General features: G+C 67.8%; 18 protein-coding genes and 6 pseudogenes. 14 read left to right on the top strand and 10 right to left on the bottom strand.

Going from position 1 to position 22,061, the window contains the following annotated elements; translation table 11 throughout:
- Nucleotides 1–1,201: pseudogene (gene ppk1 / locus ACFWAY_RS34145) on the top strand (polyphosphate kinase 1); the annotation flags it as partial.
- 71 nt (nucleotides 1,202–1,272) lie between these two features.
- Nucleotides 1,273–2,247 (top strand): cation diffusion facilitator family transporter, encoded by a 975-nt coding sequence (locus tag ACFWAY_RS34140; protein ID WP_378513656.1) that lies wholly within the window; start codon nucleotides 1,273–1,275, stop codon nucleotides 2,245–2,247.
- Nucleotides 2,248–2,370: 123 nt separating this feature from the next.
- On the opposite strand, the gene ACFWAY_RS34135 is transcribed toward ACFWAY_RS34140, so the two are convergent.
- Nucleotides 2,371–3,147, bottom strand: coding sequence for a VOC family protein (locus tag ACFWAY_RS34135; RefSeq protein WP_378513655.1), 777 nt, complete (start codon nucleotides 3,145–3,147; stop codon nucleotides 2,371–2,373).
- A 414-nt stretch (nucleotides 3,148–3,561) separates the two neighbouring features.
- Nucleotides 3,562–4,278, bottom strand: coding sequence for a hypothetical protein (locus ACFWAY_RS34130; protein WP_378513654.1), 717 nt, complete (start codon nucleotides 4,276–4,278; stop codon nucleotides 3,562–3,564).
- Between the two features lie 393 nt (nucleotides 4,279–4,671).
- On the opposite strand from ACFWAY_RS34130, the gene ACFWAY_RS34125 reads away from it, so the two are divergent.
- The 4 genes from ACFWAY_RS34125 (at nucleotide 4,672) to ACFWAY_RS34110 (ending at nucleotide 8,725) form a co-directional block, all read left to right on the top strand.
- A complete protein-coding gene (locus tag ACFWAY_RS34125; protein WP_378513653.1) occupies nucleotides 4,672–6,144 on the top strand; it encodes a CHAD domain-containing protein in 1,473 nt (490 codons plus the stop codon).
- A gap of 430 nt (nucleotides 6,145–6,574) precedes the next feature.
- Nucleotides 6,575–6,754, top strand: coding sequence for a hypothetical protein (locus tag ACFWAY_RS34120; protein WP_378513652.1), 180 nt, complete (start codon nucleotides 6,575–6,577; stop codon nucleotides 6,752–6,754).
- The gene (locus tag ACFWAY_RS34115) at nucleotides 6,751–7,320 is read left to right on the top strand and encodes a histidine phosphatase family protein (RefSeq protein ID WP_378513651.1); all 570 of its coding nucleotides are present in this window, start codon (nucleotides 6,751–6,753) and stop codon (nucleotides 7,318–7,320) included. Before ACFWAY_RS34120 ends, ACFWAY_RS34115 begins: the two co-directional genes overlap by 4 nt.
- A 646-nt stretch (nucleotides 7,321–7,966) precedes the next feature.
- The gene (locus tag ACFWAY_RS34110; protein ID WP_378513650.1) at nucleotides 7,967–8,725 is read left to right on the top strand and encodes an HD domain-containing protein; all 759 of its coding nucleotides are present in this window, start codon (nucleotides 7,967–7,969) and stop codon (nucleotides 8,723–8,725) included.
- Between the two features lie 287 nt (nucleotides 8,726–9,012).
- Here ACFWAY_RS34110 and ACFWAY_RS34105 read toward each other — a convergent pair whose 3' ends face one another.
- Nucleotides 9,013–9,411 (bottom strand): hypothetical protein, encoded by a 399-nt coding sequence (locus ACFWAY_RS34105; protein WP_378513649.1) that lies wholly within the window; start codon nucleotides 9,409–9,411, stop codon nucleotides 9,013–9,015.
- 1,277 nt (nucleotides 9,412–10,688) lie between these two features.
- Nucleotides 10,689–10,993: pseudogene (locus tag ACFWAY_RS34100) on the bottom strand (hypothetical protein); the annotation flags it as partial.
- 232 nt (nucleotides 10,994–11,225) lie between these two features.
- On the opposite strand from ACFWAY_RS34100, the gene ACFWAY_RS34095 reads away from it, so the two are divergent.
- Complete coding sequence (locus tag ACFWAY_RS34095) at nucleotides 11,226–11,456, top strand: DUF3263 domain-containing protein (protein WP_378513659.1); 231 nt, start codon at nucleotides 11,226–11,228, stop codon at nucleotides 11,454–11,456.
- 80 nt (nucleotides 11,457–11,536) lie between these two features.
- Here the strand turns inward: ACFWAY_RS34095 and ACFWAY_RS34090 are convergent.
- From ACFWAY_RS34090 to ACFWAY_RS34080, 3 pseudogenes are all read right to left on the bottom strand, one after another.
- Nucleotides 11,537–11,728, bottom strand: a pseudogene (locus ACFWAY_RS34090) (hypothetical protein); the annotation flags it as partial.
- 8 nt (nucleotides 11,729–11,736) lie between these two features.
- Nucleotides 11,737–11,874, bottom strand: a pseudogene (locus ACFWAY_RS34085) (SDR family NAD(P)-dependent oxidoreductase); the annotation flags it as partial.
- Between the two features lie 443 nt (nucleotides 11,875–12,317).
- Nucleotides 12,318–13,507: pseudogene (locus ACFWAY_RS34080) on the bottom strand (serine/threonine-protein kinase); the annotation flags it as partial.
- A gap of 423 nt (nucleotides 13,508–13,930) precedes the next feature.
- Between ACFWAY_RS34080 and ACFWAY_RS34075 the strand changes: the two are divergent.
- On the top strand, nucleotides 13,931–14,131 hold the full coding sequence (locus ACFWAY_RS34075) for a hypothetical protein (protein ID WP_378513648.1): 201 nt from the start codon (nucleotides 13,931–13,933) through the stop codon (nucleotides 14,129–14,131).
- On the opposite strand, the gene ACFWAY_RS34070 is transcribed toward ACFWAY_RS34075, so the two are convergent.
- The 3 genes from ACFWAY_RS34070 to ACFWAY_RS34060 all read right to left on the bottom strand — a co-directional run bounded on the left by ACFWAY_RS34070 (nucleotide 14,128) and on the right by ACFWAY_RS34060 (nucleotide 15,853).
- A complete protein-coding gene (locus ACFWAY_RS34070; RefSeq protein WP_378513647.1) occupies nucleotides 14,128–14,664 on the bottom strand; it encodes a hypothetical protein in 537 nt (178 codons plus the stop codon). The genes ACFWAY_RS34075 and ACFWAY_RS34070 overlap by 4 nt on opposite strands.
- Nucleotides 14,664–15,422 carry a ParA family protein gene (locus ACFWAY_RS34065; RefSeq protein ID WP_378513646.1) on the bottom strand — a complete coding sequence of 253 codons (759 nt, stop codon included), beginning with the start codon at nucleotides 15,420–15,422 and terminating at the stop codon, nucleotides 14,664–14,666. Before ACFWAY_RS34065 ends, ACFWAY_RS34070 begins: the two co-directional genes overlap by 1 nt.
- 158 nt (nucleotides 15,423–15,580) lie before the next feature.
- Nucleotides 15,581–15,853, bottom strand: coding sequence for a hypothetical protein (locus ACFWAY_RS34060; protein WP_378513645.1), 273 nt, complete (start codon nucleotides 15,851–15,853; stop codon nucleotides 15,581–15,583).
- A 346-nt stretch (nucleotides 15,854–16,199) separates the two neighbouring features.
- Between ACFWAY_RS34060 and ACFWAY_RS34055 the strand changes: the two genes are divergently transcribed.
- The 6 genes and pseudogenes from ACFWAY_RS34055 to ACFWAY_RS34030 all read left to right on the top strand — a co-directional run bounded on the left by ACFWAY_RS34055 (nucleotide 16,200) and on the right by ACFWAY_RS34030 (nucleotide 21,965).
- Nucleotides 16,200–17,657, top strand: a complete 1,458-nt coding sequence (locus ACFWAY_RS34055) for a plasmid pRiA4b ORF-3 family protein (RefSeq protein ID WP_378513644.1) — start codon at nucleotides 16,200–16,202, stop codon at nucleotides 17,655–17,657.
- A gap of 151 nt (nucleotides 17,658–17,808) precedes the next feature.
- Nucleotides 17,809–18,423 carry a recombinase family protein gene (locus ACFWAY_RS34050; protein ID WP_378513643.1) on the top strand — a complete coding sequence of 205 codons (615 nt, stop codon included), beginning with the start codon at nucleotides 17,809–17,811 and terminating at the stop codon, nucleotides 18,421–18,423.
- Nucleotides 18,420–19,898: a Mu transposase C-terminal domain-containing protein gene (locus tag ACFWAY_RS34045; RefSeq protein ID WP_378513642.1), complete on the top strand. Its 1,479-nt coding sequence runs from the start codon at nucleotides 18,420–18,422 to the stop codon at nucleotides 19,896–19,898. The genes ACFWAY_RS34050 and ACFWAY_RS34045 overlap by 4 nt, the downstream gene beginning before the upstream one ends.
- Before the next feature lie 112 nt (nucleotides 19,899–20,010).
- Nucleotides 20,011–20,819, top strand: a pseudogene (locus ACFWAY_RS34040) (AAA family ATPase).
- Between the two features lie 28 nt (nucleotides 20,820–20,847).
- Complete coding sequence (locus ACFWAY_RS34035; RefSeq protein WP_378513641.1) at nucleotides 20,848–21,402, top strand: recombinase family protein; 555 nt, start codon at nucleotides 20,848–20,850, stop codon at nucleotides 21,400–21,402.
- 191 nt (nucleotides 21,403–21,593) lie between these two features.
- On the top strand, nucleotides 21,594–21,965 hold the full coding sequence (locus tag ACFWAY_RS34030) for a recombinase family protein (RefSeq protein ID WP_378513640.1): 372 nt from the start codon (nucleotides 21,594–21,596) through the stop codon (nucleotides 21,963–21,965).
- Nucleotides 21,966–22,061: the final 96 nt, after the last annotated feature.

Here is a 22,061-nt window from a genome sequence, read left to right as displayed (position 1 = left end):
GTCATCGAGGTGCCCGGACTGCTGGATCTGTCATGCCTGTGGCAGGTGTACGCGGTCGACCGGCCCGCCCTCAAGGACGCACCCTTCGTCCCGGCGACACATCCCGCGTTCGGCGAGAGAGAAACACCCAAGAGCGTCTTCTCCACCCTGCGCGACGGCGACGTGCTCGTGCACCACCCGTACGACTCGTTCTCCACCAGCGTGCAACGGTTCATCGAACAGGCCGCCGCCGACCCCCAGGTTCTGGCGATCAAGCAGACTCTGTACCGCACCTCGGGCGACTCCCCCATCGTCGACGCGTTGATCACCGCCGCCGAGGCGGGCAAACAGGTTGTGGCACTGGTCGAGATCAAGGCCCGGTTCGACGAGCAGGCCAACATCAAGTGGGCCCGCAAGCTCGAGCAGGCCGGTGTGCACGTGGCGTACGGGCTGGTCGGGCTCAAGACCCACTGCAAGACGTGCCTCGTGGTCCGGCGTGAAGGGTTCCGCCATCCGGCGTTACTGCCACATCGGCACCGGCAACTACCACCCCAAGACCGCCCGGCTGTACGAGGACGTCGGTCTCTTCACCGCCGCGCCCGAGATCGGCGCAGACCTGACGGACCTGTTCAATTCCCTCACCGGCTACTCCCGGAAGACGCAGTACCGCAACCTGCTCGTCGCGCCCTACGGCATACGCCGGGGAATCATCGAGCGCATCGACGCCGAGGTCGCACACGCGCTGCGGGGCGAGGACGCGGGGATCCGCCTGAAGGCGAACGCGTTGGTCGACGAACAGGTGATCGACGCGCTCTACCGGGCGTCGCAGGCCGGTGTGCCCGTGCAGATCGTGGTCCGCGGCATCTGCGCCCTCAAACCCGGAGTCCCCGGCCTGAGCGAGAATATCGAGGTCCGGTCGATCCTCGGGCGCTTCCTCGAACACTCCCGAACCCTGCACTTCCGCGGGGCGGACGAATACTGGATCGGCAGCGCCGACATGATGCACCGCAACCTCGACCGCCGGGTCGAGGCCATGGCCCAGGTGAAAGATCCCCGGCTCACAGCCCAATTGGGCGACATCTTCGATTCGGCGCTCGACCCGAGGACCCGATGCTGGGTACTGCACCCCGACGGAAGCTGGGTCGCCTCCCCCGCCCGCGGCGAGGACGTCCGCGAACACCAGGAGGCACTCATGCGGGCCCGAACGAGCAGCGGGTCCTGATCTGCTCGACCGTCATGGCACGACCTACCGGCCGCCCCTGACATCCGACGTTCACGTGTGAGACTCGAGAGGTGAGTGCACCTGATCTGGGACCACTGGCGGCCGAGGAGGACACCGGTGGTGAGAGTGCACGCACGGTGATCGTTGCGTTCGGCGCCAATGTCGGAGTCGCCATCGCCAAATCGGTGGCAGCAACGATGACCGGCTCCGCATCCATGGTCGCCGAGGCCGCCCATTCCTGGGCCGACACCGGAAATCAAGTGTTGCTGCTCATCGCCAACCGCAGAAGCGCACGAGCGGCCGACGAAGACCGCCCCCTCGGGTACGGCCGTGAAGCGTACGTGTGGTCACTACTGGCGGCAGTGGGACTGTTCGTCGCCGGCGGCACGGTGTCGGTATGGCACGGACTGACCGAGCTGCTCCACGACCCCGACACCGGCGAGGACTACCTGATCGCCTACCTCGTGCTCGCCATCGCGTTCGTCCTGGAGGGAACATCGCTGCTGCGGGCCATCCGGCAGCTGCGCGGGGAGGCCCACGACCACGACCGCGACGTCCTCGACTACGCCCTCGAAACCTCGGATCCGACAGTGCGGGCGGTTTTCGCCGAGGACAGCGCAGCGATCGTCGGCATCGTCATCGCCGCCGCCGCAATCGCAGGCGCCGCCGTCTGGGATGCGATCGGGTCGATCCTCGTGGGGGTGCTGCTGGGTTCGGTCGCGGTCGTGCTGATCGACCGGAACCGCCGATTCCTCACCGGAGAGCCGGGTTCGAGCGCACTGCGCGACGCCGCCGTCGAACGAATCGCACAGCTACCCGACGTGGCCACCGTCCGCTTCGTGCGCATCGAGTACACCGGCCCGAAACAGATCTTCCTCGTCGCCAGCGTCGACCTCGTCGGCGACCACGCCGAATCACACATCGCCCACACACTGCGCAAACTCGAACAAGAACTCGAACGCAACCCGCACATCGTCGACGCCGTCCTCACGGTCGCAGACCCGGACGAACAAGACGTGGGCACCGACGATCACGGCCGACCGTGATCGATCAAACCGACAACAACCGGTGACAACTCAGCGTCACCGCCGCTCAGCCAGTACGAATTACGGACATCTCTCGTCACGGGCTTCCTCAAACCGGATAGCTATGATCTCCCCGAGACTCCTCTACCCCTGCCCACCCGGCAGCGGGGAACCCACCGTGAACTTCGCCCCGAACGGATCGGTGACATCCGCGGTCCGCCCGTACACCATGTCCGTCGGATCCTCCGCGGTACCCCCGCCGGCCCGGGCCGCGGCGACGGCCGCGTCGGTATCGGCCACCTGGAACAGCGTTCCCCAGGAGGACGCCGAGGCGGCCGGATCGCCCACGATGCCGCCGATCTCGTGCCCATCCGGCCTGCGCAGAAAGGTGAAGTCCACGCCGGGCAGGTCGGCGTTCCCGTCCAGCGTGAAGTCGAACACCGCCGCATAGAACTCCCGCACCGGACCGGGATTCGGGGTCACCAAGTCGTTGCGCAACAACGTGTTCGGCTCGTTGACGAGCTCGCAGCCGATGTGCGCCCGCCCCTGCCACAGGCCGAACTGCGCACCGGACGGATCCCGCACCATCGCCATCCGACCCTGATCGGCGATGTCCATCGGCTCGATCAGCAGCGTGCCGCCCGCGGCTGCGGACCGAGCGACCGTCGCATCGAGATCGTCGGTCGCCAGGTAAACGTTCCACCAGAACTCGGTGGCGTTCTCGTCGGGATTCGGCATCAGCGCGGCGACCCTCTTACCGCCGAGCAGACACATCGTGTACCGCCCGTACTCCTCGGGACCGACGTCGAACTCCCAGCCGAAGACCGACCCGTAGAAGGTCATCGCCCGGTCGAGGTCGGGGATGCCCAGGTCGATCCAGGTGGGGGTGCCGAGTGGTTGATTCGTCGTGACGGTGCTCATCGCTGCTCCTCCGCTGTCGGATACCCACTCGATGCTAGTCTGCGGCACCGACATTCGACGGCAGAGCCGCGATTCGACTGTCCGCTCCGCGAACCCCTCTGCAATCGACAGGACGGAGTCCTCAGGTACAGCGCGGCCGATGCCCGGGATTCAAGCCCTGGGATCTCTACATCGATCCGGCGGGACACCGGAGGTGGCGTCGCCCGGGCCGCAGGACCGCGGCCGTCGAAGGTGGGCGGTCAGACGAAAGTCCGGGCATTAATGTGCCCCGACGTCGGGGGGTGACGCCGGGGCGGGGGTTCCGAGAATCGAATGGGGGGAGGAGTCCCGGAACTGCGCAAGAGTACACAGCGCGACCGACACGAACTCGTGCGGCTACGGTTCTGCGGTCGGGTCGACTCGGGCGGGTCCACGCTATTCGCGCATCCCGTCGGCTAGCTCGAGCACTCGTCCCATATACCGCGTCATGAAGGCATCCAGCGCACGCCGAGACAACTCGGGGTAGCCGGCCTTTCGGAAGTAGTGCTCGAGATCGACGAGCTTCGTACCGATACAGACGCGCTGCTCATCCAGATTTACCAGCTCGCCCACCAAGCGATCGAGTTCATCGGCCTTGCTCATCACACTGTCCATCGGTCTCACCTCGGCACCGGGCGATGGGAGTTGGCGCAGGGCGGATGCTTCCCGAAGCGCTTGGCCTCCACCCGCCCCGCTATGGCAGCGTAACACGAATTCGAACGTGCGTTCGAGCTCGTGTTGGCCATCGGTAGCATCCCGCGAAGGGAGCGCCGGCACCGTCGACGCCCGGCCGCAGCCGGTGCCGCTGTCGTGAGCGACGACTTCATACCCGGGCCCTTCGGCTGGCCGCACCTGGACGAGACCGCCGCGAACGAGATGTGGACGGAACTGATCGAGCGGGTCGACTGGCTCCGCCCCCTCTCTCTTCGGATTCGTTGCCCCCATCGCATTGCGCTGCGGGAAACCAGCCATGCTGGTTCCCTGACGGATCGATGGGCTCGCCCGCCGCCCGTCCGGTGCCGCGCCCCACGACACGCACATCATGGGGACGGACAGGGTGATCAGACTGTGCCACCCGGGCGGCGTCGAGAAGAACGCCGGCAGTGAAAGCATTCGCCGGCCAACAGTCCGCTTCAGCGGGACATGCTGGCGCCTCAGTAAACCCCCATTCCACCGGACCAGTCGCCGGTCGGGGCGAATCACCAGTCGCACTACCGCTCGGGGCGGTCTTGACGCTGCGGGGCACGGGTTCCGCTCAACGCGCCGATCCGTTCTGGTACGTGAGGGTGCGGATTTTCGGTACCGCCGGGGGCAACACCGGCTGCCATCGACTCGTGGCACTGTCTGTCTCCTGGAGGAGGTTTCCGCGCGGGTGGTGGTTGCGGAGGAAGTCGGCCGCAGGTGCCAGAGATCGACCGTTCCCATGTAGTTCACCCCCTGTTCACCTAGGCTGCGGTGGGGTACTCGAATGTCCGGAGGGGTTCGGCGCCGACGTTCAATGTCGACATGTGGCGAGATGTGATCGAAATGCTCGAGGTGCGGGAGCGAGAAGACAAGTACGAGGTCCCTTCCGAATTTGCGGTTCCGGACCTGGCGAAGGTACTGCCTGCCGACGGTCGCATCGAGCGCGCCACTGCCACCTTGGACAGCGTCTACTACGACACCGGCGACCATGACCTCTTTCGCCATCACGTGACCCTGCGCCGACGGTCCGGCGGATCGGACGCCGGCTGGCACCTCAAAGTCCCCGCCGAGAAGGCCCGCACCGAGATCCAGCTCCCGCCCGACGACAACGGTGACAGCATCCCGGCCGAGTTCGCGGACCTGGTCGCGGGCGTTGCTTTGGGCAAACCGCTGCATCCGGTGGCGATGATTTCGACCGTCCGAAGCGTGCACCGACTCTGCGACCGGGACGGCACCCTGCTTGCCGAGGTGGCCGATGATCGGGTGCAGGCAACCGCGGTCGGGGTGAGCGCCCGGGCCAGCCAGTGGCGCGAGGTCGAGGTCGAACTCGGTGAGGGCGGCGACGAGAAGCTTCTCGCACGGATCGGCAAACGACTCACCCGCGGGGCCGCCCACCCCTCCGAGCGGGGATCGAAACTCGACCGGGCCCTGTCCGGCGACGACGAACGCACCGTTGCCGCCGACGGCACCGCGCGGTCGGTGCTGCTGGCGTACGTCGACGCGCAGATCCAGGCGATCGTCGCCGGCGACGTCGCCCTTCGCCGCGGACACGATCCGATCCATCCCACCCGCGTCGGTATCCGGCGGCTACGCAGCACCCTCCGCGTCTACAGACCCTTGTTCGACGCCGGGGCGCGGGACTGGTTCGACGACGAATTATCCTGGTACGCAGGATTGCTCGGCGAGGTGCGCGACCGCGAAGTGCAGCGGGAACGATTCGCGTCCGCGGTCGCCGCCCTGCCGCCGGAGTTGGTGATGGGACCGGTGGCCGCCCGGATCGAGAACGATCTGCTCGCCGAACAACTTCACCACCGTGCCGTGGTGATGGAAGCGCTGAACGGTGACCGTTACCGGACGTTGTTCACCGCCCTGACCGCGTGGCGAACCGACCCACCGCTGACCGCGGCGGTGACCGCACCCCGGTCGATCGAGAAGGGCTCACGTCGAGCCGAACGGAAAGCACTCGAGAGGATCAGAGCGGCCGCAACCGGGACCGACGACGAGGCGCTGCACCGGGCCCGCAAGGCCGCCAAACGCGCACGGTACGCCGCCGAACTCGCCGCCCCGGTCCTCGGTAAGAAGCCCGCCAAGAAGAAGGTGAAGAGGTACAAGAAGTTGCAGGAGGTGCTCGGCGAGCACCAGGACAGTGTCGTCGCCGCCGGCATCCTGCGCACCCTCGGCGCCCGCGCCGGCAGCACACCGGGGGAAAACGGCTTCACCTTCGGCCTGCTCTACGGCCTCGAGCAACACGCCGCACAGCAGGCCCGCGTCGACGCCACCCGACTGGCAACCTGACCCTCACGTATAGAGCGTGACCGGACCCCGCCGTCCCGTTCGGGCTCGTCGACCGCTCGACGTCGACGAATCGGGTCTCACCGTCCCCGGCCCTTTCACGTTCGTCGGTGGTCTCTGGAAGCGAGGACTTTTTCGACCACCACGACGAAAGGTCTTGTCGGTAGGGAATCTCTCGTTCATTCGGCGCATCCGGAGGGTGGCGGCGTCACGGTCGACGACGTTCTCACACACTCGCGTGGGCCGTGAGCCGTGAGCCGGGGCTCGTCAGCGCCACTACTCGAGGAGGCTCGCAGACTGATCCCTGCCGGTGAACACAGCGAGGGTCGCCACACCGAAACGATCGAATCGACCACCATTGTCCCGCGGCCGGAGCGGAGCGGTGCGGTGCGGGTAAAGGGTTTCGGGGTGCTCGGGTTGGTGCACTCTGTCGGTGGCATGGGATCGGGTGGTGGGCGGCATCGGTTGTTCGGTGCTCTTCTCCCTGACGGTGTCCGGATACGCGGCAGTGCGGATCCTCGCGTCCGTCCCGTGCTCGCCGCTGCTGCGGTTGATCGGCATCACCCTCGGCCCGAACGACAACGGAGAATCGGTGAAGGGAGAAACTCAATGACCGACACGGTGGAGCGAGTGTATCTGGCCCGGCACGGCCAGACAGTGCTCAATGCCGACGGCCGCCTGCGCGGCCTCGCCGACCCACCCCTGGACGAGGTGGGCCGCGCCGAAGCGAGACGCCTCGCCGCGCTGCTGGCGACGAAGCGTCCGGCCGTGGTCATCTCCAGCCCTTTGCGGAGGGCCGTGGCGACGGCCGAGGCGATCGCGGATGCCACGAATACGGCGGTCCTGGTGGACGATCGATTGAACGACCGCGACTACGGACCCTGGACCGGCACCGTGAAAGTGGACGTCGTTGACGAGTTCGGCAGCGTCGACGCGGCCCCCGGAGTCGAGAGCGCCGCCGCCCTGTCCGAGCGTGTCCTCACCGCGTTCCGTGGATTGGTCGCCGAGGCCGACACCTGGCCGCTTGTGCTGGTCTCTCACGACGCGGTCAACCGGGCGTTGCTGACCGGCCTTGACCCGACGCTCGCCGACATCGGTCAGCGCACCGCCTGCTGGAACCAAATCAGCCACCGCGACGGGGCCTGGCACGTCGACCTCTACGACCAAAAACCGTCCTGACCCACGCGAATCCGCCCATGCCGCGGCGGGATCCCGGACAGGCAGCACCGCCGGACAAGCGGAGAAGGGCCGAGTTCATCGGTCATCAATACACGCCGGGGCGGTGTCGATTCGGTCGGCGATCGCGGCGAGCTTCGCTGTCGGACCTGACACCCCTGATTGTCGGCATACCGGGAGCGGATGGTCTCCCGGTACTCAGCCTCAGGGTGCACCACCTCGCGGCCGCTTGACCACAGACCGACATGGCGACTGTCTCAGAATGAATAGATTTGCGTCCCGTCAGGATAAGTATCCGTGGTCGCGTGACAGTACGGTGGAATGCATCACAACGCAGGATCGCGGCGCAACAGCAGAAACCGAGCACCGGGCCAGCCCGTGAAACCGCCCTCCCGCTGTGCGCGCGAACAATCCGAAGATCACACGAGCGCAAAGAGTCTCGGACATCCACCGCCACTGCTATGACTATGGCTATGGCGGACGGTCATCTCGGACGGCGACCACAGGGACGGATCACCGCGACAACCGAGAGGATGGAATTCATGAGGTGGGACGAACGCGCGGCACACCCGGGGACCGGGAAGTTCATCCGACTGGCACATGTCCAGGACGAGAGGTCGTCGTACGTGCTGCGGGACGAGGCAATCGGATGGTGTTCACCGCCCACGACGACACCGTGCTCGCCGAGGCGGAGCGGATGCACGGCGGGAACTGGATGGTGAAGCGGCGCGACGAGCCCTCCCGTGAGCACTCGCGCACGGACGACGCCATCGACGACATACTCGGGGATGCCGCCCTGAATCAGAGGAACAGCGCCTGGCCGGGAGGGAGCCCGGGATCGGAACCCCACGGCGATGAGCGCAGGTCACCGTTGGTGCCTCACGCCCAGGCGCTGACACTGCGCGTCCTGGCCGGCGACCCCGCCCGTGCCGACCACAGCGCCGGGGTTGCAGCCCGGGCGCTGGCCCTGACCCCCACAGTCCCGGCCGCCGACCGAGACACCTTGATGGCCGCCGCCTGGCTACACGATATCGGCTACGCCGCCGAGCTACGCGAGACCGGGTTCCACCCGCTCGACGGCGCCCACTATCTCCGCGCCCACGGGTGGCCGTCCCAGGTGTGCGACCTCGTCGCTCATCACTCCGGTGCTCGCTTCGTCGCCGCGGTCACCGGCCTGGGCGATCCCCTGAGCCGGTACGGTTTCGTCGAGGACGCGGTCTCGGACGCTTTGACCGTCGCCGATCAGACCACCGGGCCGCACGGCGAAGAGTTGAGCCTGAACCAGCGGCTGCGCGAGAAACTCGACCGGCACGGCCCCGACTCCCCCACCGTCCGCGCGTGCCCGCAACGGGAGCCGTACCTGCGCGCCGCCGCCGGCCGGGTCGGGCAGCGTCTGCGGCTCGAGTGAGTCCCCCGCCCGGGCGGCCGGAGCGTGAGCAGCGCACCGAGAACGAGCCACCGCACAGTCAGACCGGTGGGGTAGCACCCGCACCCGGCCGGTAGCGCCGGCGGAACCCGCGGGGGCGCGAGGCGTCGCCACTTCGTCCCCGCGCAACAGGAGGAGTTCGGCGTGTTCGCGCGTGTCGGGTGGGCCGGTGCTCATCCCGTCGTCCATCGTGTGCCTCTCCGGATGGAAGACGGGATGAGCACCCTTCGACTCGCGGGGCGTTGAAGCGGGGGACGCGGTGTTGCGGCTCAGACCTGGTCGGGATCCCAGGTCGCGACCGCCCAGATCACGACGGCGTTCAGCGCGATGATCGAGATCGCCCACCACGGGTAGTACGGCAACCACAGGAAGTTCACGAAGATAGACACGGCGCAGATCGTCATCGCAGCGACGCGCGCCCAGGCCGCCCCCGTGAACAACGCGGCACCGACACCCGCGACGATCACCCCGAGCACGAGATGGATCCACCCCCACGCGGTGATGTCGAATTTGAAGGTGTACTCGACACCGGTGACGATCACCTCGTCCTTAGCGATCGCGTAGATCCCCTGGAAGAATTCCAGCACACCGACGGTGACGAGAAGAACCGCCCCGCCCATCGACGTTCCTTTTGCCACGCCTTGTTTGACCTGCGAATCCACGGACATGACCGTTCCTTTCCGTCAACCTACGAAATGGCCTGGCACAACACATGATGGTTCTCCGGCGCAGGGGCCGCACGCACCGACGGGGCGTGCGTGACCCCGCAAGCGAGTCGCCCGGACACCCCGGTCGGGCCTCACCCGACGAGCCGCATGAGCACCGCCGCCGCCCGTGATGTCGCATGCTCGGTGTCCGCTGTGCCGTCAGCGTCACCGGCCCGGCATCACGTCTCCGAGCCCAGTTCGGTTGGGCACGTGCACGTTCCCGCACCCAGACATCATAGGGACCGACGCCGGGACCAGGGGTGTCCCGGAGACCAACCAGAGGGGAAGAATTCCGGAACGGCCGCATACCGGTGCTGTCGCCAAGAGTGTGTGGCCCGGGCTGGACGCGGACCGCCCCACTGAGACTCGGCGACCGACAGTCCGTGCATCTCGTCGCCGCCCCTCGCCGACGTCGAACTGTCCGTGTTGCACGCGAGCCCCGCCCTGCGCCGCCGACGAACTCTGCGGTCGCTGTCGGTGACACCGCGAATATCGATCGTCGATGACCCGCTGCTTTCCGCGGACGCCTCGGTCGGCGGACTCGTTGCCGCGTTCGACCGAGGCGGCGACGGCACCTTGTGGTGCACGCACCGGGGAGGTGTTCGAGCAGCTGATAGGGATCGCCGCCGAACAGGGCGCCTCCCGCTTTCTGCCGACGGGAAAACCGCCAAGGCAGGTGTGTGGATCGTGCACCGCGACCGGGAGCTCCGCCACATCGGGCCGATTCCCCCGCGCTGACCGCGTTTCCCATGTCGGATACGCCGGGTGCGAACGAGGCCGTGTTCGGGCCGCCGGTAGCCGGTGAAACGGAGCCCGCCACTCGCGGAGGCAGGTGGCGGGCTCCTCGCACGGCCTCGCTGGGCCGGTGGTGTGATTCACGGGAACTACCCGGCGATCGGAGTCGAGAGCAAATTCGCCGTGGGTGATCCCCACGTCGATCCGTGACCCCGCCGATCGACCGGCCTGATGAGCCGCCCGGTCCCGCACGCCGTGTGCGTCCGTGGACTGATCACCGTGCCGGAACTGATCGCCCCCCAGGTTAGGGGCACAACATGTCATCACGACGGCGGGAGCGTGTCCGGCGGGTGTCGGCACGCTGATCCGGGCGGTGCCACCGCCAGCGTGCGGTGCACAATCGAATGGCGCCGTGGGTCCTGTTCGGTGCCGCCAGCCCGCCATCTCGGTTCCGACCGTGCAGAAGGGAAACTCCGATCGCCTTCGCCTCCGGACCATTCGGGAAGTCCGATCGCGAAGCTGATCGTGACTGGGATCAGCCGGCAGGTTTCGACGGCGGCGCGGACGACCATGAGCCGCAGCGGCGGCGCGAAGGTGCGGGCGGAGTCGGTTGCCGCCCGCCGTAGTCGCACGGGTGGGCTGTCCAGCCAGGACGAGCCGGGTTTCGACGTGTTCGGTGCGGCGGACAGCCCCGCGACCAGGCCGTTTCTTGGGCACTCGGCGACCGTGCCCGGTCATGCCGGAGCTTCCGAGGAAGGCGCGTTTGCCCGACCTTGGCGCGTTCGATCTGCAGCGACCCGCCGCCGAGTGTTCGGCCGCCCGTTTCCCCGACCGATCAGCAGGACCGGCGCAGCTCACAGGAAATTCGTCGAACGTTCATTTCGGCACCGATCCCTCCGTCCGCCGCTACCGTCGCCCGCCCGGCATCTGGAACAGGTTGCGCAAGTATTGATTCGGTGCCATCACGGCATCCTGCACCCCGCAGGATGGACTCGAAATCGGGACGTGCACCGAACCCTGGCCGAGCGCACACTGACATGGTGGAGACAACGACCGGCCGTATCGAAAACCAACGGTTGCTGGAGTTCGCCCGACGCTGGCATCTGTTGGGCGGCGGACCGGCCGAGGAGATCATGACCGAGTTCGGTCTCGCGCCGACCTCGTTCTTCCAACGACTCCTCGACATCGTCTCGGCCGACAACGCACTCGACCTCGCCGAACGCACAACGCTGTTGCGGGTATGTCGACGCCGGATATGGGTCGGCCAATGACACCGGCAAATCCCTTGTTCCCCCAGTGATATAGGACAACCGGCACGGGTATTAGGCCACTCTGACCCGACTGGTGATGATCGCGTACGCTGCAGGACAACGTCGGACAAGTCGATTGGTGCGGTGTAGTTGTCAGGCTGGATGACCCTGTCGAGAGGGCGCAGGTAAATCTGCTTCTTCTCCAATTCCGGGTCGCCGTAGTCGATGATCTGGGACATGAAGTCGTAGAGCCGCACGAACGAACCGACGTCCTTGCGGAAGCGTTCGAGGTCGCGTCCGCGAGGTCGGAGATGGCGTCGGTGCGGGTGTGTGCCCCGGCGACCACACGTGCGCCCTCGGCGACCAGCGCTGCGGTGATCGCGAGGCCGATGCCTTTACTGGCGCCGGTGACGACGGCGACAGGCTGGGATACGAGCACGGTTTGCGAGGCAGCGACCTCGGTGGTGTGCGCTCCGATGCGGCCCGCCATGAAACGCAGTTCGCACCGCGTGATCCGGGTCGTCGTCTGCCGGGGATATTTGCGTGGTGCCCGGTGTCAGCGTCGACCACCGAGATGGATGCCGGATGTCCACACGATGCATTCCCCGTGAACTGACCCCTCCGGAGTCCGACCAGCGCGCCGAACGCGGCCGGGGTGACAGCAACAGCGACCGTGCATCAACAGCGCCCGTCTTATTTTCTTGGATGCGAAACACGCGCCCACCCGCGCCATCCGGGTCGCCGAGGTCTCCGAGGTCTCCGAGGTCTCCGAGGTCTCCGAGGTCTCCGAGGTCTCCGAGGTCTCCGAGGTCTCCGAGGTCTCCGAGACCATCGGGCACGTCACCGGTACCGACTGTCGCCGGTCGGACCTCGCTCGATCGCAGGAGCCCAGCACGGACCGTCCGGCGGCGGAGTGTGCTCGTAGCCCGGATCGCAGGGCAGCACCTGCGGCACGACCCCTGCCCGTGCCGACGCCTGTGCCGGTGGCGATTGCGGCGCGGATTGTGGAGTCGGTGTGCGTGGGGCCGCTTCCTCCAGTGCAGGAGCATCCGCGAGCTGCGTTTCCGTCTGCGGTGGCGCCTGCACCGATCGCGCCCGCCCCGCAGCCGCCGGGTTCGTCGCCGCGGTCGGCGCCGTCGCCGATGGCGGCGAGGCCGGCCGCGCCGCGCTCGACACCGGGGCGGGGCCGGCGACCTCCGGCGAGGACGATCCCGACCCGAGGATCACGCCGCCGACGACAGCGAGGATCGCCGCGAGCGCAAGGCCGGCGACCATGACCCGGCGGCCCCAGTCGACCGGAACGCGCACAGGAGTGAGCCCGGCGGCGGGCGGCGGCGGTATGGTCGCCGCGCGAGTGGCAGCGGGCTCCGGTGGTGTCGCCGCCGCGCGAGCGGTAGCGGCCAGCTCGCCCACCGACCGATAGCGCCGCGCGGGTTCGACTGCCGTTCCGCGGGCGATCACCGCATCCAGGCCGACGGGCACCGTCGCGATCACCGACGACGGGCGCGGCGGCAACTCGGTTCCGCTCGACGACGGAAACAGCGTGCCGGTGAGGCATTCGTACAACACGGCGGTCAGGCCGTAGACGCCCGACGCGGCGCCGACAGACGTGGGGAGCCCGACGTCGGTCAGTTGGATCAGCCCGCCGTCCTGCACGAGGACGTTCGCCGACGCCACCTCCGGCTCGACCAGTCCGGCCGCACGGCCTCCAGCGCCGACGCCAGCTGCTCGACCACTCCGACCGCACGAGGGACCTCCATCGCGCCGGTGGACCGGAGCATCGTCCGCAGTGTCGTGCCCGGGGTGATCGGCGTGGCGAGGAAGAGCCGGTTGCCGATCTGCCCGAAGTCGTGGATCGGCAGCACATGCGGGTTCCGGATGTGCGCCGCGATGCCGGCTTCCCGGTCGAAACGATCGCGGTACTCGTCGTCCTCGGTAGCTTCCGGCGGCAGCGCCCGCACCGCGACGTGGCGAGACGTGACGGTGTCGAACGCCGCCCAGACCTCGCCGGTCCCGTCCACCGACAGCGGACGGCCCAGCCGGTACCTGCCGAATAGGGCTCCACCCTGCATCGTCACTCTCCCCCGCTCGAACCGGCCGCGCCCGCGGCACCGGGCACTGGGCAGGGCCGACCCCCGCCGCCACCGGAATTCTATGCGGTGGATGCCGGTGGCGTCGCGCTCGATTCGTGAACCGCCTTCGTGTGCAGCACCTTTCGTTTCCGGGGTTGAGGAACATCACTTCCCGATCCGGTCCTGAGCGGCGATCCGGTGCGCAGCGGAGCTCCGATCAGGGGACACCGCAGGTGGCCGGCACCGGCCCGCAGGGGCAGTGACACCTCACCGGTGCGGCCTTCGGGAGGCGGCTGGCGCCGAGGTGGGGTTCGGGGGGTGCACGGCAATGGGAGCGGGTTGTCCGAGCAGCGGGAGCCGCTGGTTTGGGTTTTGGGCGCGTTCAACAAAGTTGCGGCCCCCGGGTTCGGCACACTAGGGGGCATGGCGGATCAGCAACGGGAGAAGTCGTGGTCGGCCCGGTACGTGTCGCTGTTGGCGACCGAACTCGCCGCCCGCGGCGTGCACTACCCGGACGAGATACTGGCGGTGTTCATCGACAGCAACGCCGCCACGGTCGCCGCGATCGCCGGCATCAGTGAGCTCGACGACCCAGCGTTCGTCCGCATCGATTGGAAACACTAGCCCGCTCCGGGGCGGGCTAGTTGATGCGTTCCCCGGACGAGTCCGGCGTTGCGCGGCGGAAAGGGTTCGCCATCGTTGTATTCGCGTTCGAGAACCGCGAGGTAGTGGGCGAGGGCTTCGTCGACGAGGTCGGACCAACTGTCGGGGGCGCCGGCGATGTGGCCGATCGCGGCGACGGCATTCAGGCCGTCTTCGACCTTGGCGCGCGTGATATAAACCAATTCCTGCTTCGTGTCCGCGGGAACCCGTCTGGTGGTCTTCTGTTCCTCACCGAGGACCACCGACCCCGATTGGGGTTCGGCGAGGGTGGCCGCTTCTCGTGCGACGTCCACGCCCTGCTCGACCAGGTTCGGCAGTCGCCGCTTGCGGCGTTCGACGGGGCTGTTGGCGAGTCCGGGCTCACGTGTCACGCTGATCAGGAGATCCTTCCGACGAGTTCTCGAGCACGTCCCACCCTGAGGGACGCCTGCGCGGGTCTGGGGGCGGCGTTCGAGGGGGTTGTTGGCGAGTCCGGCTTTACGTGTCGCGCTCATCAGGAAATCCTTTCGACGAGTTCTCGGGCGGCGTCGCGGTAGGCGCGTGCCGCGGACGAGGACGGCGCCCACCTGACGACGGATTCTTCGGCGCTGTAGCTTTCGCTGACACGGACCGACTTCGGGATGATGGTCCGCATCGTCTGGTCGGGATAGCTCTCGCGGAGCGCGGCAAGGACCTGCTGGTCGATGACCTGGCCGAGTTCGACGCGGCCGCACAGAATGTGATTGAGCCGCGCAGTCGGGTTGAGCAACTCGACCTGCTCGCTGATGTAGTTCTCGATCCGCATGAGCGCTTCGAGTTCCATCGCGCCCGTCATGACAGCGGCGAGCACCTCGGTGCAGGCGACGAGTGCGCTGATGGTCAGGTGGTCGAAGTCTCCGGGGCAGTCGAGGAGATTGAAGTCGACGTCGGGGGCGCCGGCGAGGGCTTTGCGCAGGACGCCGTGCGCACCGGGCTTCTTGAGGAAATAGGGCCCGACGGAATCGAGTTCCTTGGTGGCAGGAACGAGGTGGATCCCGGACGCGGTGATCGTGGTGGCATCTTCGATGCTCGCCACCATCATCAGCACCGACAGGACATCGTTGTCGACGGCTTCGGGCGTGGCGCCGAGCCAGGTGGTGGCGTTGCATTGCGGATCGAGGTCGACGACACGGACGGTGTAGCCGGCTTCGACGAGGGCTTGGGCGAGGTTGACGGTGCTCGTGGTTTTGGTGGAACCACCTTTATGGTTGACCACCGCGATGGTGCGGGTCATGGGCCTGTCCCTTCGTGAAAAAATAGTGACGTAACTTGCACTGATCCGTCAGGGCGTTCAGTGTCGCGTTGACGTTTCTCGTTCCGGCGGAGTCCCGCGATCATCGCTGACGGCGGACGATCTACTGTCACTATCGCGACGAGCAAACAGGTCGCCACTCACTGCCCAGACCGGTGATCCGTCACCGTCCTGATCTGCGGGGTTCCGCGGATTGGTGTGGCGGCCTGCTTCTCCCGAATCGATGCCATCAGCTCGGTCAGGCCGGTGTCGGCCGCGATCAGCGCCGCAATGTAGTCGTTCGCGGTCATGCCATGTGCCTTCGCGGCGCTGGCAGCTGCTTCTTTGAGCTCCGGTGGCACCAGCGCCTTGACTACAGCACGGGTTCCCTTACTGGGCCGCCCTCGGCGGCGGGAAGCAACGATCTCGGCCATGCCCGCAATTCTGGGACCCGAAAGTCGAACGACCTAACCGCCACGCCGCACCCTCAGAATTTCTCGCGGCCGGTCATTGCTTGCAGTGTTGCAGAACTCGACGACAGGAAGTACTGACCTACAAACGTTTTCGGACGGGTTTTGCGACACTCAACGATTCGATAACGAAAGGTCGCCGGCGTGTGACTCCCAGCGCTGTCTGGCACGTTTTTGCCGGCGCTATTTGGCACGGTGCCGATCGGGCGAGGTGGCGGCAACACGGGCGACCCTGCACGCCGAGCACCTCGGTGCCCTGGTTCGTGGATCGGCTGGGCATGCCGTTCACGGTCGATGGTTGACTGGTGTCGTGCCGACCTCAGACGCCGTACGACGGCTCGCCGAGCAGCTCATGGCCGAGTTGTCCCCGCAGCAGCAACAGATGGTCTTGGGCGCGATCGGGGCGGATCGTTCGATGGCGTTGATCGAGAATGCGCTGCGAATCCCCGAGCCCATGGTCGGTGATGCCCCGACCCGCATCCGCGGCTTTCGGGTCCGGCTCGACCTGGTCGGTGCCAAGCCCCCGGTGTGGCGGCGGCTCGAGCTGCCCGGCGACCTCGCCCTCGACCGGCTGCACGTGGTGATCCAGGCCGCGATGGGGTGGCTCGACGGCCATCTGCACCGGTTCCGCACGGGCAGCGATCCCCGGTCGCCGTACTTCGTCACACCGTTCGACGTCGAGGAGGGCGAGGACGGCGTGCTCGAAGACGGGGTCCGGCTCGATCAGGTGCTGACCGGCACCGGTGACCGCCTCTGGTACCAGTACGACTTCGGTGACGGCTGGGACCACGTGCTCGCGGTGGAGGCGGTCCTCGATGAGCCGCCCGCCGAGGTGCGCTGCACCGGCGGTCGGATGGCCTGCCCGCCCGAGGATTGCGGTGGGATCTGGGGTTACACGGAGCTGGCGGCGTGGGTGCACGGCGGGTGCGACCCGTCGTCCGTCCCGCCCCCGTTCGAGGACGCCGGCCACGCCCGCGACTGGCTGCCGCTCGACTGGCACCCCGACCAGTTCGACGTCGACGAGGCCAGCACCGCCCTCGCGGCGGCGGTGGCCGCGCCGGTCCCCGTGGCCGGGGAACTGGCCGCGCTGCGCGAGCAACTGGAGCGGGGCGGCAACCGGGCACTCACGCAGCTGCTGGAACGGTCGGCGTCGCCCGCCGCGGTCGAGGTGACCGAGGCAGACGCTGCACACCTGATCGAGCCGTACCTCGTACTCCTCGACCTGATCGGTGACGGGGTGCGGCTGACGAGCGCCGGCTACCTTCCGCCGGCACTGGTCGAGCAGCTCGCCGAGCGGACCGGCGTAACCGGTTGGTGGATCGGCAAGGCGAACCGCGAAGACCTCACGTGGCCGGTCGCGCAGCTCCGCGACAGCGCGCGAGTGCTCGGCCTGGTGAGTGTGCGCAAGGGCCGGCTGGCGCCGACCGCGCTCGCCCGCCGGAGCGGTAACCAGCCACTGGCGCTGTGGCGGCACATCCTGTCCCGACTACCGGTGAGCAGAACCGAGTTCGACCGACAGGCGGGCTGGCTGGCACTCGCCGTCGTCGGGAGCGGCATCCCGGCCGAGGAATGGAAGCGCGAGATCCGAAACCTGCTGCTCGGCCTCGGCTGGCGCGTCCAGGGCAGTCCGTCCCCCGACCGCGTCGCCGTCGCCAGCCCCACGCTCGACGTCCTCGAGCTCCTCGTCGGGAAGACACGCGGCAAGATCACCGGCACGGATCCCGCCGTTGCCGCCACCGCCCTCGCCGTGATCGGCCCCGACCGCTGACCCGAGCACCCCTCGGACTCAACCGCCCCTGGTTCTATGTCATGGAAACGATGGTTCGCGAGACATCGACCGTTTCCCCAGGTCACGGGTGTCACGTTTCCCGTGTCCGCGGCTATGGCACGTGCTCGGGGGTTCGTTTTACGCTGGACGGGTGCGGATCGGTCTGGCCCGGGTCTCCACCCGCGATCAACACCCCGAAGCGCAGCAGGACGCGCTCCGCGCGGCCGGGTGTGAGCAGGTCTTCACCGACACCGCCTCCGGGGTGCTGGCCCGCCGGCCCGGTCTGGACCAGGCGCTGTTGGCCGCCCGGCGTGGCGACCAGCTGGTGATCACCCGGCTCGACCGGTTGGGGCGGTCGTTGGCGAATCTGATCGAGTTGTCCGCGATGCTTCAGGAGCGCGGGATCGATCTGGTGGTGCTCGATCAGGGGGTCGACACCTCGACGGCTGCGGGGCGGATGTTCTTCTCGATCCTCGGGGCGATCTCGGAGTTCGAACATGCGCTGCTCTCCGAACGGACCGCAGAGGGGTTGGCCGCGGCCCGCGCCCGCGGCCGAACCGGCGGCCAGAAGCCGAAGCTCGGCCCGCGTCAGGTCGCCCTCGCGCGGGCGATGTACGAAGAGACCGGCGACGACGGCAAACGTCGATACACGGTGGCGCAGATCGCCGCCGAGTTCGGGGTGACCCGTCCGACCATCTACCGGCACCTGAGCGCGGCGATCTCCGCCGGCGGCGCGCGCGGTGCTGTTACCGGCCCGGCTCGATGAGCACCCCGGGCCGGGGCCGGGCCGATCCGATGACGGTGCTGCGCCCGCATCTCGAGCACGGCGTCCCGCTGACGCGGGCGGCGGCCGCCGGTGGGGTATCGGTCCGCACCGCCCGCCGCTGGCTCGCCGCCTACCGGGCGGGTGGGCCGGCCGCGCTGGCCCGGCGTCCGCGCGCGGACCGCGGCACCCGCACGCTGCCCAACGAGTGCGTCGAGCTGGTCGAGGGACTGGCGCTGCGGAGGCCGCAGCCGTCGACCGCGCACATCCACCGCACCGTCACCACGATCGCGGCCCAGCGGGGCTGGCCCGCACCGAGTTACGAGACCGTGCGCACGATCGTCGGCGGGCTCGATCCAGGTTTGGCCACCCTGGCCCATCAGGGCGCGACCGCCTACCGGGACCGGTTCGAGCTGGTCTATCGCCGCGAGGCGGCCCGCCCGAACGAGGTGTGGCAGGCCGACCACACCGAACTCGATCTGATGATCCTCGACGCGGCCGGCACACCGGTCCGGCCGTGGCTGACGACCATCCTCGACGACCGCAGCCGTGCGGTCGCCGGATACACCGTGTTCCTCGGCGACCCGTCCACGCTGCAGACCGCGTTGGCACTGCGGCAGGCGATCTGGCGCAAGACCGACCCGCGGTGGGCGGTGTGCGGGCTGCCGGATGTGCTCTACAGCGACCACGGAGCCGACTTCACCTCCGCCCATCTCGACCAGGTGTGCGCCGACACCCGGATCCGGCTGGTGCACTCCACCCCCGGCGTGCCGCAGGGCCGCGGAAAGGTCGAGCGCCTCTTCGGCACCGTCACCACCGAACTCCTCCCGAGGTTGCCCGGCCACATCCCGCACGGAACCCACGGCAAGCCCGTGACCGCACCGACATTGACGCTGGCCGAAGCCGACGCCGCGATCGGCGAATTCATCGTCGACACCTACCACCGGCGCGCACACTCGGAAACCGGTGTCCCGCCGCAGCAGCGGTGGCTCGCCGGCGGATGGCTGCCGCGGATGCCCGACTTGCTCGAACAGCTGGACTTGCTGCTGCTCACCGTGACCCGCCCGCGCGTGGTGCACCGCGACGGGATCCACTGCCACGGGCTGCGCTACCTCGACCTGACCCTGTCGGCGTATGTCGGCGAACGGGTCACCGTCCGCTACGACCCCCGCGACCTCGCCGAGATCCGCATCTACTACCGCGACCAATTCCTATGCAGGGCCGTGTGCGCGGAGCTCGCCGACGCCACCATCTCCCTCAAGGACCTCCAACGAGCCCGCACCCAACGGCGCCGCGAACTGCGCGGCACGCTCACCTCCCGGCGCAGCCTCGCCGACGCGCTGACCACCACCGGCGCAGGCCCGATCCCCGACACCGCACAACTCACCCCGCGCGACCGCGGCGCCGCGGACTCCGACCATGACCGGCCGGCACCGCAGAGGCCGCGCCGGCGATTGAAGACCTACCGCGAGGACTGACCCGACAACCACCCGAGGCGAGGTACCCGTGAGCACATCGAAAACCCGCGAACCGCCGCTGCCTCCCCGGCAGAGCGACACCGCCGCCGCACTCATCGGCGACGCCACCCCGGTGCGGCGCGACGGTCCACCGTTCCTGGTGACCAAGGAACACCGCCGATTCGTCGAGTTCGCCGACGCGGTGCGTCGCAACCGCTACATCGGAGTGTGTTTCGGGCCCGCGGGGATCGGCAAGACCCTGTCCTCACGGGTCTACAGCGGCGCCGACAACTGGGAGCAATGGTTCCTCGACCGCTACCTCAAGGACCCCGCCATCCCGAAAATCATCGACACCGCCCGCACCGCGATGTGGACCCCGAAGGTCACGACCACACCCCGCAAACTCGACCGGGCGATCCCCGCGCTGTGCCAACAGGTGTCCTGGGCGATCGAATGCCACCACCACCCCGACTACGACCCGCTCGCCTACAGCGACGGCCGCGGCTGCGGCTACACCGAACTGCTCATCGTCGACGAGGCCGCCGACTGAAAGCCACCGGCCTCGAACAGCTTCGGGACTTCTTCGACCGCCATCACCTGGGCCTGATCCTGGTCGGCATGCCCGGACTGGAACGCCGGCTCGAACGCTACCCACAGCTCTACAGCCGCATCGGCTTCGCCCACCAGTACCGGCCGCTGAGCGATGACGAACTCGCCTTCGTGCTCGAGCGACACTGGAACCGGCTCGGCCTGGCGCTCAACGCCGACGACTTCACCGACGCCGAGGCGATCGCCGTGGTCGCCCGCATCACCGGCGGCAACTTCCGGCTCATCCACCGCCTGTTCGGTCAGGTCCAACGCGTCCTCGAACTCAACGACCTGCACACCATCACCCGTGAGGTCGTCGACGCCGCCCGCGACACCCTCGTCATCGGCACCTGACCACCGACAATCACCCGAGGACGATCTGATGACCAGGATGCTCGGATACGCCCGCATCACCTCGCTCGACCGGAGCCGCCTCGCGCTCCAACACGACACGCTCGCCTCGGCCGGCTGCGAACGCATCTTCACCGACACCACCCCCGCAGCGGGCGCCCCGCAACCGCAGCTCGAGACCGTCCTCGCCGCGCTCGAACCGACAGACCTGCTCGTCGTGTGGTCCCTCGACCGGCTCGCCCACTCGCTGACCCACCTGCTCGGCACCGCCACCCGAATAACCGATAACGGCGCCGGCCTCTGGTCGATCACCGAAGACATCGACACCAGCGACCCGGACACCGGTACCCACGTCCTCGAGATCTTCGCCGCACTGTCGACCTGCCAACACGCCATCCGCCGAGAACACGCCCTGATCGGACTCGCCGTAGCAAGGAACCGGGGCCGTGTGGGCGGGCGACCCCGCGCCCTCACCCCGGTGACCGTCGCCCAAGCCCGCACCATGAAGGCCGACGGCGCCACCATGACCGCGATCGCCCAGGCGCTCGGTGTGGGACGCAGCACCGTGTACCGCTACCTCACCTGATCAGCACCGACCGAACGAGCCAAATAGCGTCGGCAAAACCGTGCCAGACAGCGCTGGGAGTCACACGATCGAGAGTTGAAAGTTATCAACTGTGACGTGTCTCAGAAACCTGTCTCAGGCTCTGAATTGCCCGCTGGTAGGTGTCGGACGTTTCTGAGACAGTCTTGCCTGCCGTATTGGGGTACCTGAGAGTGTCAACCGCCGACCAGTCGTTGGATCTTCAGAGAGACGCTCTGGCGGCCGAGAACTGTTTACGGGTGTGGGAAGAAGTTGCATCAGGTGCCCAGAAGGAGCGGCAGCAGCTGCAACAGGCTCTCGACAGCCTCCGCGCCGGCGACACCTTGGTGGTGTGGCGACTAGACCGGCTGGGCCGCTCGCTGAGTCATCTCATCGAGACGGTAGGACTCATCGAAAGCAAAGGGGCGGCTTTCCGGAGCCTGACCGAGGGAATCGACACTTCCACGCCCACAGGGCGATTGGTGTTCCACATATTCAGTTCCCTCGCCGAGTTCGAACGCGAGTTGGTCAAGGACGCACCTTGGCCGGGCTGCCTTTCATCATGACCACAGCGGGCAACTGGCCGTCCCTGACGCCAATCGGGGAATCTATCGCACCGACTATCTCGTTTTGCGGCGGTGATCTCGCGCCGCCTATGGAAT

Origin of the sequence: Rhodococcus sp. NPDC059968 (assembly GCF_042738615.1) — a bacterium.
Classification (GTDB): domain Bacteria; phylum Actinomycetota; class Actinomycetes; order Mycobacteriales; family Mycobacteriaceae; genus Rhodococcus_F.
This window is presented reverse-complemented; position numbering and strand designations above follow the sequence as displayed.

Coding starts and splice junctions, on each gene's coding strand:
- ACFWAY_RS34135 (WP_378513655.1), bottom strand. CDS start 3,147: ATGAGCACCGTCACGACGAATCAACCACTCGGCACCCCCACCTGGATC.
- ACFWAY_RS34130 (WP_378513654.1), bottom strand. CDS start 4,278: ATGCTTTCACTGCCGGCGTTCTTCTCGACGCCGCCCGGGTGGCACAGT.
- ACFWAY_RS34125 (WP_378513653.1), top strand. CDS start 4,672: ATGTGGCGAGATGTGATCGAAATGCTCGAGGTGCGGGAGCGAGAAGAC.
- ACFWAY_RS34115 (WP_378513651.1), top strand. CDS start 6,751: ATGACCGACACGGTGGAGCGAGTGTATCTGGCCCGGCACGGCCAGACA.
- ACFWAY_RS34110 (WP_378513650.1), top strand. CDS start 7,967: ATGGTGTTCACCGCCCACGACGACACCGTGCTCGCCGAGGCGGAGCGG.
- ACFWAY_RS34105 (WP_378513649.1), bottom strand. CDS start 9,411: ATGTCCGTGGATTCGCAGGTCAAACAAGGCGTGGCAAAAGGAACGTCG.
- ACFWAY_RS34075 (WP_378513648.1), top strand. CDS start 13,931: ATGGCGGATCAGCAACGGGAGAAGTCGTGGTCGGCCCGGTACGTGTCG.
- ACFWAY_RS34070 (WP_378513647.1), bottom strand. CDS start 14,664: ATGAGCGCGACACGTAAAGCCGGACTCGCCAACAACCCCCTCGAACGC.
- ACFWAY_RS34065 (WP_378513646.1), bottom strand. CDS start 15,422: ATGACCCGCACCATCGCGGTGGTCAACCATAAAGGTGGTTCCACCAAA.
- ACFWAY_RS34060 (WP_378513645.1), bottom strand. CDS start 15,853: ATGGCCGAGATCGTTGCTTCCCGCCGCCGAGGGCGGCCCAGTAAGGGA.
- ACFWAY_RS34045 (WP_378513642.1), top strand. CDS start 18,420: ATGAGCACCCCGGGCCGGGGCCGGGCCGATCCGATGACGGTGCTGCGC.
- ACFWAY_RS34035 (WP_378513641.1), top strand. CDS start 20,848: ATGACCAGGATGCTCGGATACGCCCGCATCACCTCGCTCGACCGGAGC.